At 66.5% G+C, this 14,246-nt stretch carries 13 protein-coding genes; 11 read left to right on the forward strand and 2 right to left on the reverse strand.

Annotation, left to right across the window (positions count from 1 at the left end; genetic code table 11):
- Positions 1-15: 15 nt before the first annotated feature.
- Complete coding sequence (locus tag CLG85_RS00285) at positions 16-2,133, reverse strand: gamma-glutamyltransferase family protein (RefSeq protein WP_260348136.1); 2,118 nt, start codon at positions 2,131-2,133, stop codon at positions 16-18.
- A gap of 105 nt (positions 2,134-2,238) precedes the next feature.
- On the opposite strand from CLG85_RS00285, the gene CLG85_RS00290 reads away from it, so the two are divergent.
- From CLG85_RS00290 to CLG85_RS00305, 4 genes are all read left to right on the forward strand, one after another.
- Positions 2,239-3,018: a GntR family transcriptional regulator gene (locus CLG85_RS00290; protein WP_235865300.1), complete on the forward strand. Its 780-nt coding sequence runs from the start codon at positions 2,239-2,241 to the stop codon at positions 3,016-3,018.
- 39 nt (positions 3,019-3,057) lie between these two features.
- Positions 3,058-3,996, forward strand: a complete 939-nt coding sequence (locus CLG85_RS00295; RefSeq protein ID WP_095880972.1) for a tripartite tricarboxylate transporter substrate binding protein — start codon at positions 3,058-3,060, stop codon at positions 3,994-3,996.
- A complete protein-coding gene (locus CLG85_RS00300; protein ID WP_260348138.1) occupies positions 3,993-4,535 on the forward strand; it encodes a hypothetical protein in 543 nt (180 codons plus the stop codon). The genes CLG85_RS00295 and CLG85_RS00300 overlap by 4 nt, the downstream gene beginning before the upstream one ends.
- A gap of 105 nt (positions 4,536-4,640) precedes the next feature.
- Positions 4,641-6,224 (forward strand): tripartite tricarboxylate transporter permease, encoded by a 1,584-nt coding sequence (locus CLG85_RS00305; RefSeq protein WP_095880974.1) that lies wholly within the window; start codon positions 4,641-4,643, stop codon positions 6,222-6,224.
- A gap of 22 nt (positions 6,225-6,246) precedes the next feature.
- On the opposite strand, the gene CLG85_RS00310 is transcribed toward CLG85_RS00305, so the two are convergent.
- On the reverse strand, positions 6,247-7,137 hold the full coding sequence (locus CLG85_RS00310; protein WP_095880975.1) for a LysR substrate-binding domain-containing protein: 891 nt from the start codon (positions 7,135-7,137) through the stop codon (positions 6,247-6,249).
- 118 nt (positions 7,138-7,255) lie between these two features.
- Here CLG85_RS00310 and CLG85_RS00315 point away from each other — a divergent pair, with 118 nt between their 5' ends.
- The 7 genes from CLG85_RS00315 to CLG85_RS00345 all read left to right on the forward strand — a co-directional run bounded on the left by CLG85_RS00315 (position 7,256) and on the right by CLG85_RS00345 (position 14,159).
- Complete coding sequence (locus CLG85_RS00315; RefSeq protein ID WP_095880976.1) at positions 7,256-8,395, forward strand: TauD/TfdA family dioxygenase; 1,140 nt, start codon at positions 7,256-7,258, stop codon at positions 8,393-8,395.
- Positions 8,392-9,138 carry a class II aldolase/adducin family protein gene (locus CLG85_RS00320; protein ID WP_095880977.1) on the forward strand — a complete coding sequence of 249 codons (747 nt, stop codon included), beginning with the start codon at positions 8,392-8,394 and terminating at the stop codon, positions 9,136-9,138. The genes CLG85_RS00315 and CLG85_RS00320 overlap by 4 nt, the downstream gene beginning before the upstream one ends.
- Positions 9,065-10,123 (forward strand): LysR substrate-binding domain-containing protein, encoded by a 1,059-nt coding sequence (locus tag CLG85_RS00325; RefSeq protein ID WP_095880978.1) that lies wholly within the window; start codon positions 9,065-9,067, stop codon positions 10,121-10,123. Before CLG85_RS00320 ends, CLG85_RS00325 begins: the two co-directional genes overlap by 74 nt.
- Positions 10,124-10,229: 106 nt before the next feature.
- Entirely contained in the window at positions 10,230-11,258 is a 1,029-nt protein-coding gene (locus CLG85_RS00330; RefSeq protein WP_235865301.1) for an ABC transporter ATP-binding protein, read from the forward strand.
- Between the two features lie 114 nt (positions 11,259-11,372).
- On the forward strand, positions 11,373-12,485 hold the full coding sequence (locus CLG85_RS00335) for an ABC transporter substrate-binding protein (RefSeq protein ID WP_095880980.1): 1,113 nt from the start codon (positions 11,373-11,375) through the stop codon (positions 12,483-12,485).
- Between the two features lie 55 nt (positions 12,486-12,540).
- On the forward strand, positions 12,541-13,350 hold the full coding sequence (locus CLG85_RS00340; protein ID WP_260348143.1) for an ABC transporter permease: 810 nt from the start codon (positions 12,541-12,543) through the stop codon (positions 13,348-13,350).
- Positions 13,347-14,159 carry an ABC transporter permease gene (locus CLG85_RS00345; RefSeq protein WP_095880981.1) on the forward strand — a complete coding sequence of 271 codons (813 nt, stop codon included), beginning with the start codon at positions 13,347-13,349 and terminating at the stop codon, positions 14,157-14,159. Before CLG85_RS00340 ends, CLG85_RS00345 begins: the two co-directional genes overlap by 4 nt.
- Positions 14,160-14,246 lie beyond the last annotated feature (87 nt).

Consider the following 14,246-nt stretch of genomic DNA (forward strand, 5'->3'; position numbering starts at 1 on the left):
CTGCGGGCCGGGGCTTTAGGCGTGCAGTCCGCGGCGGGCGAGGGCCTCGGCGCAGCGGCGACCAAGGGTGATCTCCTCGGTGGAGAAGCTTGGGGCGCCCCGCAGATAGTTGATCGTCCCGAGCACCTGGCCCCCCGCGATCACCGGCACGTTCAGCACCGCCTCGAGTCCGAGTCCGAGGATGGTCTCGTGGTCGGAGAAGGCCCAGGCGATGTCCGCGGGGCCGAAACCGGCGTTCACCTCGCGCCCGACCAGCACCTTTTCGCCCCAAGCGGTGGCGCGCTTGGGTTTGCGCCCGCTCACCGGGTAGACCTCGGGCAGGGTGGAGTAGAGGCGCTCGACTTCCATCTCTGCCGCGTGAAGGCGCATGGCGGTGAAGAGCCCGTTGGGGATCGCGGCGGCGCAGAGCGCATAGGCCTCGGCGCGCGGGGTCGCGGGGTCGGCGATGCGGGCGAGGTCGGGCGGTCGTATCGGAGCGGGCCCCGTGGCGGCGGTGCCGGCACGGCGGGTGTCGGCCACGGCGATCGCGCCCTCCGCGCTGCGCAGGGCGATGCAGATGCCGCCGGCCATCCAGGTCTCCTGTGGCCAGGCTTCGAGGTCATGGCCGCGGGCCGCGAGATCGGCGATCTGCGACGGCTCCAGGTCGGACTCGAAGAGCACCTTGTTGGGGAACACGTCATGCGGCGCGAAGCTGCCGGGGAAGGCATAAGTGGCGACGCGCGGGGCGCGCACCGCCTGGGCGGGTGCCATACCTAGGTCGAGCATGTTCAGCAAAACCTGGACCATCGCCTGCACCTGCACGTCGCCGCCGGGCGTGCCCATGGCGAGCCAGGGCTTGCCATCCTTCAGCGCGAGGATCGGGTTCGGGGTGAGCCGCGGCCGCTTGCCCGGGGCAAGGGCGTTGAGGTGCCCGGGGATCGCCCGCGACTGCGAGCCGCGCGACGAGACCGAAAGTCCGGTGCCGGGGATCACCAGCGTGTCGTAGCTGGGATCGCTCGGGGTAGCCGAGAAGATGTTCCCCGCGCCATCGATGACGCTGACATGCGAGGTGTCGGCGCAGCCGATGTGGAAGACCGCCGGCGCGCCGCTTGGCGGTGTGGGGGTGCCGGGCGCGGGCAGCGGGTCGGACTGCGGGCCGATCCCGGCGAGCCGGTCGGCGAGGAACTCGGGCGCGAGCAGCTCTTCGGGGCGGATCTCCATATGGTCGGGGTCGGTGATGAAGGCCTCGCGGTCGGCGAAGACCCGTTTCAGCACTTCGATCAGGAGATGCAGGTCGAGCGCGCCATCGCGGGTGGCGGCGCCGGGGCCGGCGGCCTCGATCATCGCCAGCGTCTCGGCCATGGAGATGCCCTGGCACCAGGCGCCACAGCAATGCACCTCGGCGCCGCGGAAACTGACGGGAAGCGTCGGCTCTTCGCGCACCTCGTAGCCGGCAAGGTCGGCCGCGGTCAGCAGCCCGCCGTTCGCTGCATGGAAGGCAACGATCCGCTCGGCGATGGGCCCTTCGTAGAAGGCGGCGCGCGCTGCGGCGAGCCCGGCGCGGCGGTCGCCGGGGCAGGCGGCCTCGGCTGCGATCATCTGCTCCAGCGTCCAAGCAAGGTCGCGCTGCACAAAGCGTTCGCCGACCACGGGCGGGCGGCCTCCGGGCAGGAAAATCTCGGCGGTGGAGGGGAAACGGGCGTATTTCTCCTGCCGCGAGGCGACGAATTCGGCGAAGAGCGGGTAGACCTCGAAGCCCTCACGCGCCGCTTCCAGCGCCTCCTCGGCGATATCGGCAAAGCGCATGGTGCCCTTCTCCGAGAGGGCGCGGATCCAGCTGGCGGGGGCGGCGGGGATGACGGTGCGCAGGATGCCCTCGGGGACATGGTCGCCATGGGCGCGGTGCAGGGCCTCGACATCCGCAGCGGCGGGCCAGCCGCCGACCCCGTCCTGGCTGGTGACCCGGCCGCTGGTGGCATCGAACATGATGATGGGCGCGACCCCGGCGACGGAAACGAGATCGGGCTGGACCACGCCCAGCGTCAGCCCTGCGGCGACGCCCGCATCCACGGCATTGCCGCCGGCGCGGAGGAGTCGCTCGGCGGCCCTGGTGGCGGTCGGGTGTCCCGTGGCGACTGCCCAATTTTCGCTCATTCCGCCCTGCCTTTCAAAATAACTTCCTAGTTTTTCGAGAGTACCTGAATAACTACGTAGTTGACAAGGGTGAACGCTCATTATTACCGTTGTTGTATGAGTGACATGCCCCACAAACTCTCCCTCGCCCCCTTGGCGGCGCAATGGGAGGCAACCCCCGATACCGGGGTGAAATACCAGCGTCTGGCGGGGGCCTTCGCCGCTTGCATCCAGTCCGGCACTTACATGCCGGGCGGCCACCTGCCCAAGGAGACCGAGATCAGCGCCGCGCTGCCGGTGGGCCTGTCGACGGTGCAGAAGGCGCTGGCGCAGCTGGTCGAAGAGGGGCTGATCGTCCGCCGCCGCAAGCTCGGCAGCTTCATTGCCGACCTCAGCCATCAGGTGCCCGAGGTGCACGTCTACCGCTTCCGGGATCCGGCCACGGGTGCCGAGATGATGCCCTTCACCCGCGTGGTGCGGGTGCAGCGCGTGATCGCGGCGGAATACGGAGCGCTGCTGACCGGCTTCGACGCCGAGGAGGTGATGCGGCTCGATCGCCTGGTCTGGGTCTCGGGCGCGCCGCCGGCCTACAGCTCCTTCTTCATGCGCTGCGAGCACCACGTGGAAGAGCCCGGCGACCGGCCAGAGACGCTGCACGGGGCCTCTTACCACCGGATGCTCTGGGAGCGTTTCGGCATTCGCACCGCGCAGGTGCGGCACAGCGCGAGCGCCGAGCTGCTGTCGGGCCACGCCTGCGAGCAGCTCGATCTCGCTGCGCCGCATGTGGGGATGATCTGGGACGCCAGCGAATACGACCGCGACGGGCGGCTGCAGATCGTCCAGCGCTTCGAGCTGCCGCGCGGTCACCGGCCGATGGAGCTGGTCGAGGGCAAGACCGGCTTCTGAGCCCAATTCAAAAACATGAACACAACAGTGGAGATAGACATGAAAAGATCGCTTTTGATCGCCGCATCGATGCTGGCGCTGGCCAGCCCCGCCTTCGCCGAATGGCAGCCCGACGGTCCGATCCGGCTCTGGATCGGCTATGGTGCCGGCGGCGGCACCGACGTGCAGGGCCGCACGCTTGCCAAGGAGATCGAGGCCCGACGCGGCTGGAAGATCGTCCCCGAGAACAAGGCGGGCGAGGACGGAACGGTCATGTCGGCGCAGCTCAAGTCGGAGGCGCCGGACGGCCAGACGCTCGGCTTTGCAATCACCACCACCTATGACTTCGCGCCGATGAACAGCGACAACCTCTCGCCCGAGGATTTCACCTATATCACCACCACCGCGGGCTCGCAGATGGCGGTGCTGGCGCGCGCTGACAGCGGTTGGAACACGCTCGAGGACCTGCAGGCCGCAGCCGCCGGGGGCGAGCCGATCGTCTGGGCCAATTGGGGCACGCAGGTCGAGGCCGGGGCCGAACTGGTGGCGCGCGGGCTGGGCATTACCGTCAACCACCTGCGCACGGAAGGTGGCAAGGGCGCGCTCAACGCGTTGGTATCGATGGATGCCAACGTCGGCTGGGGCGGCGGCGTGCAAAAACCGCTGGTCGAAGCCGGGGTGCTGAAGATCCTCGCCTCTGCCGAGACGACCCCGGTCGCGCTCGACCCCGAAAAGCCGACGCTGAAGGACATGGGCATCGCGCTGAACCTCGGCTACCAGTACATCATAACCGCGCCCGCCGGCCTGCCGGACGAGATCCGCGACGAGATCGGCGCCGTGGTGGCCGAGATCCTCGCCGATCCCGAGAGCGAAACCCGCCAGTTTATCGAAAAGCAGTATCCGCCCGCGCCGATCGTCACCCAGGGCGACGCGCTGCGCGAGCAGATGCTCGCCACCTACGACTCCAACGTCGAGATGATGAAGGCCTTCGCGCAATGAGCCGTCGTCCCGAGGAAACTGCGGCGGCTCCGGCTCCTGTTCCGGTTCCTGCCGGGCGCTGGAACCTCTGGATCGGGCTTGGCACGCTGGCCTTCGTGGCGCTGTGCCTGCTGGCCTGGTTTCCCCGGGACATCGGCAGCGGTTTCCTGCAGACCAATCTCACCGGGCGCACGGTGCCCGGTGACAGCTTCTTCCCGATCCTGCTTGTAGGCCTCATGGTGCCGCTTGCGGCGCTGCTGATCCTGAGCCAGCTCGGAACGGCGCGCGGCGCGGACGGCGAGGAGGTCGGCAGCCTCGGCCCTGCCAACCTCGGCTTTCTCGGCCGGTCGCTGCTGCTGACCGCGGTCAGCCTGCTCGTGATGAACTGGACCGGTCCGGCGCTGGTCTGGCTGACCAACGCTCTGGGGCTCACCGCCTTCAGCGGCTATCGCGCGGCCTCGGCGAGCTTTCCCTTCGACGTTTCGGGCTTTTTTGGTCGGTGGCACGCTGCTGACCTGCGGCTTCATTCGGATCACCTGCCACAGGCTGCGGATGTCTGACGTGCTGGTTGCCGCGGCCACGGTCGCGGTGATGATCCTGATCTTCGACGGCCTTCTGGAGAATATCCAGCTGCCCCCGAACGCCGACCTCTGAGGACCCCTTTCATGGACCTACTCCTGCAATACGTCGGCCTCGGCGTGACTTCCGTGTTCCAGGGCGCCGACGGCGCGCTGCAATTTCTGCCGGTGCTGATGGTGTTGATCGGGGTGCTGGTGGGCATCCTCATCGGCGCGGTGCCGGGAATGTCGGGGCCCTTTGCCATGGCCATCGCGCTGCCGATCCTCGTGTCGATCTTCGGCTATGGCAACGATGCGCTCTACCCGGTGCTCGGCTGCCTGCTGGGCATCATGAAGGGCGCGACGGTGGGAGGGGCGGTGCCGGCGATCCTGTTCAAGACGCCGGGCACGCCCGACGCCTTCCTCACCACGCTCGACGGCTATCCGATGGCGCGCAAGGGGCAGGGCCGCAAGGCGATCCAGACCGCGCATTTCGCCTCGGTCATGGGCGACAACTTCTCGGACATCGTGCTCTTCATCGCGGCCCCGGCCATCGCCGTGGCGGTTGAGCGCATCCTTGGCCTGCCGGAGAAGTCGGCGCTGATCATCCTCTCGCTCTGCTTTATGGCCGCGGTGGTGGGCAAGGCCCCGCTGAAGGGGCTGATCGGCGGGCTGCTGGGGATGTTCGTCTCGCTCATCGGCTCGACCATGTCGGGCAACGGCCCGAGACTGACCTTCGGCATCCCCGAACTCGGCAACGGGCTGCCGCTGACCTCGGCGGTGCTCGGGGTGCTGGTGGTCTCGGAGGTGCTGATCTCGATCGAGGAGATGCACGAGGCCCGCAAGGTCGCGCCCCCCGCGCCCGAGGCACCCGAGATGGGGCCGCGCCTGACATGGGCCGAGCGCGGGCGGATGCTGCCCGGCATCCTGCGCGCCGCGGTCATCGGCACGGTGATCGGCGCGCTGCCCGGAATCGGGACCACCACCGCGGCAACCCTCAGCTACGACACCGCCAAGCGCCGCTCGAAGTCGCCCGAGGCCTTTGGCCAGGGCACGCCCGATGGGGTGGTGGCCACCGAGGCCGCGAATTCCGCCGTCTCGGGTGCCAACCTCATCCCGGTGATGAGCCTTGGCATTCCGGGCAACTTCGCCGCCGTCTTCATCATTCTCGCGGTGGAGACGATCGGCGATTTCTCTTTCGGCCCGCAGGTTTTCCAGTTTACCCCGATCCAGCATATCGAGGGTTTCGACACCATCCTCAACACCAACCTCGTGATGGCCTTCGGCATGTTCACGATGATGGTGGTGGCGAACCTGTTCAACTGGACGCTGGGCGGGCTGCTGATGGGTTTTCTCGGCCATCTCGTGCGCATCCCCAAGGAGCTCATGCTGCCGGTGATCCTGACCGTGTCGCTCACTGCGGCCTACGTGCAGGACGGGGGCTACCTCGGGCTGCTGACCGCCGGGGCATTCGCGATGATCGGCTACGCGCTGCGACGGTTGCGGATCTCGATCCTGCCCTTCGTGATCGGCTTCCTGCTGGCGCCGACGCTCGAGGGTCTGGTGCGCGGCGCCTTCACCGCCTCGGGCGGCGATGCGCTGTTCCTGCTGAAATCTCCCATCTCGCTCGGGATGCTAGCCTGCTCGGCCTTCTTGCTGATCCGCATGGTCCGTCAGGCACGAAGCGCCTGACACAGACGACCGAAGCAAACGGCTAGTCCTCCGATCCAGCGTCCTTGATCCAGTCGAGGAACGTCTGCGCGGTTTGCGACAGGGGCACCGTGCCGGTGACGTAATACGAGGTGCCGAGATCGACCTCTGCCTCCGGCCACATGCCCAGGGCGCCGTCGCGGACGGCGCCGCTGGCGATCGAGCGCCACCCCAACATCACGCCGCGCCCGTCGAGCACCGCCTGTGCCGCCTGCACGTAGTTGTTGAAGGTCTGGCCCGAGAGCCGGCCCCGCTCTATGCCGCGCGCCTTGAAGTAGTCCTCCCAGCCTGCCCAATGCTGGTTGTGCGGGCTGCGCACGTGGATCAGCGGCGCGCGGTCCAGCCCGATGCCCCCGGAGGTGAGTTTATCAAGCAGGGCGGGAGCGGCCACCGGGCAGACCCGCTCGTCGAAGAGCTTCAGCGTCTGTCCCTCGCGCCAGGCGCCCGTGCCATAGCGGATCGCTATATCGATGCCCGGTGACAGATGCGGCAGGTCGGTGGCGGGGGCCTGCACGTTCACGGTGATCTCGGGGTGGCGCGCGTAGAAGTCCGGCAGGCGGGGCATCAGCCAATAGGTTGCCATCCCGAGCGTGCAGGACACAGTGACCTGCCCGTCCCCCTGCCCGCTGAGAACGCGGATGTCCTCAAGGGCCGCTGCAATCTGCCCCAGCCCGTCGCGCACCGCGCGGGCGAGCAGCTCTCCGGCTTCAGTGAGTTGCGCGGGCCGCGTCGCCCGGTCGATCAGCGGTGCGCCGACATGCTCCTCGAGCGCCTTCAGTGCCTGGCTGACGGCGGGCTGCGTGACGTTGAGACGCGCGGCGGCGCGCTGCATCGATCCATGCCGCGAGACGGCCTCGAAGGTGGTCAGCAGCCGGAGCGGCGGCAGGCGGTCCATATCATTACCTAACGCTTAAGTTATCTTCACGCTAATCCGCCTGTCCGGAAATGGAAAGCCATGGGATGATTGCCTCGGAACCTCCCGAAAATCATCACTCAATACATTGGAATTGATCATGAATGTCATGAACTCCCCGATCGCTGCGCCAGTGCTGAAGGACAAGGGCCTCGACATCGTTCTCAGCGATGGTGTCGCGCACTACTTTAACTATTATTGGCTGCGCGACAATTGCCCGAGCTCCTTCGACGCCAGCACGCGCGAGCGCAGTTTCGACATTTTCCACCTCGACACGGCGCCCCGCGCCGCTTCTGCCGAAGTGGTTGGCGACGCGCTGGAGCTCACCTGGGTCGGCGAGGATCATGTCACCCGCTTCCCGCTGGGCTGGCTGGAGACCTACCGCCAAGCAGCGCCCCGCCGAGATCCGTCGGACCTGCCGCGCCAAGCATGGTACGGCGATCATTACCCGGAGGTGCCGCGCTTCAGTCAGCCCGAGCTGCTCTCCGATCCGGCGCTGCGCGCCAAGTGGATCGAGGCGATGCTGGTCGAGGGCTTCACCATTGTCACCGAGATGCCCGATAGCGACGCGGGGCTGACCGAGACGGTCAACCTGATCGGCCAGGTCCGCCCGACCTTCTTCGGCGACTATTTCGACGTGAAGACCCATATCAACCCGACCAACACCGCCTATACCGCCGCGGCGCTGGAGTTGCATACCGACACCCCCGCCGAGGAACACGCGCCGGGTGTGCAGTTCTTGCATTGCCGGGCCAATACAGTGCAGGGCGGCGGCAGCCTCTATTCCGACGGCGTGGCCGTGGCCAATGACTTCCGTCTTCGCGATCCCGAGGGTTTCAGGCTGCTCTCCGAGGTGGAAATCCCGTTCTATTGCGAGCACGACACCTACGACATGCGCTCGCGCCAGACGGTGATCGAGCTCGACCAGCACGGCGAGGTCTCGGGGCTGACGATCAGCCAGCACATGCTCGACATCATCGATCTCGACCAGGCACTGCTGGATGACTATTACCCGGCGTTCTGCCGTTTCGGCCGGATGCTGCAGGAAGAGAAATACATGATGAGGTTCGTCATGAAGGCCGGGGAGTGCATGGTCTTCGACAACCACCGTATCGTGCATGGCCGTGCCGCCTATTCTGCGACCAGCGGAGATCGCTACCTGCGTGGCTGCTACGCCGACCGGGCCGAGATGCGCTCGACCTACCGTGCGCTGGTCAGCGAGGGGAGGTTCAAGGCATGAGCGCGGCCTCTCTCCGCGCCCTGACCGAGAGTGCTGCCGATCCTGCCGCGCTACGGCAGGATCTCGCGGCGGCCTTCCGCATCTGCCACCTGCTGGGCTGGAGCGAGTCCGTCGGCAATCACTTCAGTGCCGCCGTCTCGGAGGACGGCGCGCGCTTCCTGCTGAACCCGCGTTGGCAGCATTTCGCGACCATTCGCCCCGAGGATCTGCTGCTGCTCGACAGCGGCGATCAGACGGTGCTGGAGGGGCCGGATGCCCCCGATGCCTCGGCCTGGTGCGTGCACGGCACGCTGCACCGCAAGAAGCCCGAGGCGAAGGTGATCCTGCATTGCCATTCGCCCTATGCCACGGCGCTTTCGTGCCTCAGGGACCCCACGGTCGTGCCGATCGACAACAACACCGCGCGCTTCTACGGGCGCACCGCCTATGACCTCGACTTCGGCGGCATCGCCGATGCCGTGGAAGAGGGCGAGCGGCTGGCGGATTCGCTGAGCGACAAGGAGGTTCTGGTCATGGGCAACCATGGGGTCACCGTCATCGGGCAGACCGTAGCGCAGGCCTTCGAGGACCTCTATTTCTTCGAGAAGGCGGCGCAGACGCTGATCCTCGCACGCTCGACCGGCGCGCCACTCGCGGTGCTTTCAGATGCGGTGGCGCAGAACACCGCCGATGGCTGGCTGGCCTACCGTGGCATGGCGGACCGGCACTTCGATTTCCTCAAGTCACAGGTGCCGGTGCCTTAGACGCCGGGGGCCTCGCTCCCATGCCTCCGCTGCGTTATGCAGCGGGGGCCGTTCCCATGACCATGCGAGGCCAGCCATAAAACGTTTCCCCTCGATCCAGGCGCTGCGCGCCATCGAAAGCGTCGAGCGCAACGGCGCGCTCTGGCGGGCCGCCGCCGAGCTCAACGTCACCCGCAGTGCGGTCAGCCACCAGCTCCGCCTGCTGGAGACGGACCTCGGGTTCAAGATCCTCGAGCGCAACGGCAATCGCACCGAGATCACCCCGCGCGCCCGCGCCTATGCCGAGGACGTGCGCCGCGCGCTCAGCATGATTGCCAGTTCGACGGCGCGCGTCTCGCAGCACGGGCTGACCGGGCGGCTGACGGTGAGCGCGCCGCCGGGCTTCGCCTCGGCCTGGCTGTGCCTGCACATCGGTGATTTTCTCGCCGAGAACCCTGACGTGGTGCTGAACGTGATCAGCACCCACAACCTTGCGGACACCAACAACCCCGAGGTCGATACCTTCATCACCTTCGGGCAGGAGCCGCGCCCGCATCTGCTGATCGAGCCGCTGATGACGGTCGATTTCACGCCGCTCTGCAGCCCCGCCTACCTGAGCCAGTTCAAGAATTTCAACGACCTCGGGATCCTCAAGGCGGCGACGCTGTTGCACATGAACGACTTCACCGACTGGGAGAACTGGATGCAGCTTTCGGGACTGCCGCCGGAGAACGCCCATCGGGGCATCTGCTACTCGGACATGAACATCGTGCACACGGCGGTTCTGGCGGGCCAGGGAATCGCGATCGGGGACACGGTGTTGTGGCGCGAGGAGTTGCGCCAGGGCAGGTTGATGCGTCCTTTTTCACCATCCCTGCATGCGGACACCGGCTATTTTCTTTGCACGCCGGAGGAAAACCTCGAAAATCGCACCGTGGTGGAGTTTTGTAACTGGTTGAAAACGCGTCTTGAATTGAGTCGCTTTCGTCGCACACCCGGCGCGTGACAAATTTTATTTGTCGGGCGGGTCAAGAAGTTTCATTTGCGGTCCATGTTCTCGTCTCCCTACCCTTGTCGCATAACGGACAGGAATGAAGAGCGAGGCGATTGTGGTGAACACAACGCAGATCGAAGCACGTTCGGTCGGAAAAAAATATGGGAAGTTCCATGCGTTACGGGACATTTCCCTGGAAATCGCCGAGGGCGAATTCCTCTCACTGCTGGGGCCGTCCGGCTCTGGCAAGACCACCTTCCTGACGCTGCTCGGGGGGTATGAAGACACCACCTCGGGGCACCTGTTTCTCGAAGGGCAAGACATGACCGGATGGACCGCGAACCAGCGCGGCTTCGGCATGGTCTTTCAGGGCTACGCGCTGTTCCCGCACCTGACGGTGGCCGAGAACATCGCCTTCCCGCTGAAGGTCCAGAAGCGCAGCAAGGCGCAGATCGCCGAGCGGGTCGCGCAGATGGTCGAGATGGTCGGGCTTGCCGGCCACGAGAACAAGAAACCCAAGGCGCTCTCGGGGGGCCAGCAGCAGCGCGTGGCGCTGGCCCGGGCGCTGGCCTACGAACCCAAGGTGCTGCTGCTAGACGAGCCCTTCTCGGCGCTCGACAAGAACCTGCGCGGGCAGATGCAGGAGGAGTTGCGCCGGCTGCACCGCGAGCTCGGCACCACCTTCGTCTTCGTCACCCATGACCAGGAAGAGGCGCTGGCGCTCTCGTCGCGGATCGCCATCTTCAACCACGGCGAGCTGCAGCAGGTCGGCACGCCCGACGAGGTCTACGAGCGGCCTGCCAATCGCTTTACCGCCGAATTCCTCGGCGACATCAACATCCTGACGCTCGACGGGCCGGCTGGCATCGCCGGCACCCCGATCCAGCTGCCAGGGAATGCCAGCGGCCTCGGCCATCTGGCGGTGCGCCCCGAGCACATGCGCCTCGCCGCAGAGGGCGATGCCAACCAGCTTCCCGTGCGGCTGCGGGACAAGGTCTATCTCGGCTCCAAGTCCCGCCTGCTGCTGGAAACCCGGGGCGGCGAGGAGTTGATGCTCTACCTCGACAATGGCGCCGGTCTCGTGGCGCCGCAGACCGGAGCGGAGATCCGCGTCGCCTGGGACGTCCAAGACAGCTTCGCCGTCTGACGCCTTCCCGTCTTGCCCCGCCTTGCGATCCGGAGCGCCGCGCGCCTCGGGCCGGGGCAGCTGTGCCTCAAATTACCCCGAACCCCATCAAGAAACGAAACGACAGGTGAGTAGATGAACAGCCACTTCCAGAACGATTGCGTCGAAATTCTCAAGGAACGCGAGGCCAAGGGCCAGATCTCACGCCGCCAGATGCTTCAGGGTCTCGGAGCGCTGATGGGCACCACGGCCATCGGCCTCGGTGCACGCGGCGCGCAGGCCGCAGAGGGAAAGCTGGTCTTCGTCAATTGGGGCGGCGATGCGCTCGACGCCATGGACGAGGCCTTTGGCCAGCCCTTCACCGCCGAGACAGGCATCAAGGTGCTCTACGACGGCTCCGGCCCGACCGAGGGCGCGATCATCGCCCAAGCCAAGGGCGGCAACCCGACCTGGGACCTGGTCGATGCCGAGCCCTTCTCGGCGCAGGCGCTCGGCCGCCAGGGCATGATCGAACCCATCGACTACGCCATCGTCGATCCGGCCAAGCAGCGTGAGGGCTTCCAGTGGGAGTATTCCTCGTCCTGCTACTTCTACTCCTACGTCATCGCCTATGACGCCACGCAGTTCGACACCCCGCCGACCTCGCTGGCCGATTTCTTCGACGCCGAGAAGTTCCCCGGCAAGCGCGCCATGTACAAATGGGGCGCAGGCATGTGGGAGGCGGCGCTGCTGGCCGACGGCGTGGCGCCCGAGGATCTCTACCCGCTGGATCTGGACCGCGCGCACAAGAAGATCGAGGGCTTCAAGGAGCATATCGGCGCCTTCTGGGGCGGCGGCGCGGAGAGCCAGTCGCTGCTGCTCAACGGCGACGTGTCGATGGCGCTGATCTGGAACACCCGCGCGAGCCTCCTGCACAAGGACACCGAGGGCGAGATCACCTTCACCTGGGACGGGGGCATCATCGGGCCGGGCGGCATCGCCGTGGTCAAGGGCAACCCGGGCGGCACCGAGGCGGCCATGCGTTACATCGCGGCGACGCAGGAGCCCGAGCGGCAGGTGGTGCTGTTCCAGTTGCTCGGCAACGGGCCGAGCAACCCGGCGGCGGATGCGCTGATCCCCGAGGAAGAGCGCAAGTTCAACCCGATGGATCCCGAGAACCTGCCCAAGCAGACCGCGCTCGACATGGACTGGTACGAGAAGAACTACAGCGCGGCGCTCGACGCCTACCTGCAGATCATCTCCGCCTGATCCCGTCATCCCCGCCGCCCCGCGCATCCTCTCGGGGCGGCGCCAAGGAGCCCTAATGCGCGCCTATCTTTTTCTGATATGCCCCGTGCTGCTGTTCCTCGGAGGCAGCTACCTGCTGCCCTTCCTGGGGATCATGCAGCTCAGCTTCACCGATCCCGAGCCCGGGCTCGGCCAATACAGCCACGTGCTCACCGATCCGCTGACGCTCAGCGTGATCTGGCGCACCCTGCGTATCTGCGTGATCGTCACCGCCGTCTCGGTCGCCGCTGCCTATGTCATCACCCTCCTGTGGGTCCGCGGCCGCCCGTTGGTGCGCAGCCTGACCGAGCTGTGCATCATGATCCCCTTTTGGATCTCGGTGCTCAGCCGCGCCTTCGGCTGGATGTCGATGTTGTCGAACCGCGGCCTGCTCAACAGTTGGCTCAAGGACCTCGGGCTGATCGAGACCTCGCTGCAGATGACCCGCAACGAGTTCGCCGTGATCATCGGCATGTCGCACTACCTCATTCCCTTCGCGGTCTTCCCGCTGGCCACCGCCATGCGCAACGTCGACGAGCGGGTGCTGACCGCCGCCGACGGCATGGGCGCCTCTCGGTTGCGCATCTTTTGGCAGGTGTTCCTGCCGATGACCGCGAGTGGCGTCATCGGCGCGACGCTGCTGGTCTTCGTCTTCTCGGTTGGCTTCTTCGTCACACCGGCGCTGCTCGGCGGCGGGCAGTCGGTGCTGATCGCCGAGCTGATCTACCTCTGGATCTTCCAGATCCCGCAATGGGGCATGGCCGCCGCGATGAGCGTGATCCTGATGCTCGCGGTGGGTGGCATCTTGGTGCTGCTCATGCGCCGCTACGGGGAGATGGCGAAATGACAAGGCTGCATCCCGGCCGCATCGCCACGCTGCTCACTGCGCTGGTCGCGCTCTTCCTGCTGATGCCGCTTATCGCGGTGGTGCCGGTGAGCTTCACCTCGCGCCGCTACCTCAGCCTGCCTGACGGGAAGTACTCGCTGCGCCACTATCAGGCGCTCTGGGAAGACCCCGAGTGGCTCGGCAGCTTTCTCACCTCGTTGCAGGTGGGGGCGATCGCGAGCCTTCTCGCCGTGGCACTGGCCGCCGCGTTCTGCATCGGCATCTGGATGCTGCGCCCGCGCTTCTCGGGGCTGATGACCGGCTTCGTGCTGCTGCCCATGGTGGCCCCGCCCGTGGTGTCGTCGCTGACGCTTTACTTCTTCCTCAAGAAGCTCACCGAGTGGAACAGCCTGATCGCCTACGACAGCCTCGGCGGCGTGATCCTCGCCCATATGGTGATGATCGTCCCCTACGCGGTGGTCGTGGTCATGGTCTCGCTGAGCCAGCTCGACCGGCGCATGGATCTGGCCGCGCAATCCATGGGCGCCAGCGTGCCGACCCGCGTCTTCGGGGTGATCCTGCCCAACATCCGCTTCGGCCTGCTGGGCGCGTTTTTCCTGTGCTTCCTGCTCAGCTGGGACGAGATCGGCGTGACGCTCTTTGTCACCTCGGTCGAGACCATCACCCTGCCGCGCCGCATGTGGATGGGATTGCGCGACAACGTCGACCCCTCGATCGCCGCGCTCTCGGTGCTGCTGATCCTCGTGGTGACCGTCCTCGTCGTGCTGCGCGCCGCGATCCTCATGCGCCGGGAGAAACAGGCCCGCTGACACCATCTGGGTGCCGCGCGGCCTGGCCCGCGCGGTCACCGCCCCCCCGTTCACTCGTAAACACTCCGACCCAAAGACAAGAGCGTG

Origin of the sequence: Alloyangia mangrovi (assembly GCF_002300555.2) — a bacterium.
GTDB classification, from domain to species: Bacteria; Pseudomonadota; Alphaproteobacteria; order Rhodobacterales; family Rhodobacteraceae; genus Salipiger; species Salipiger mangrovi.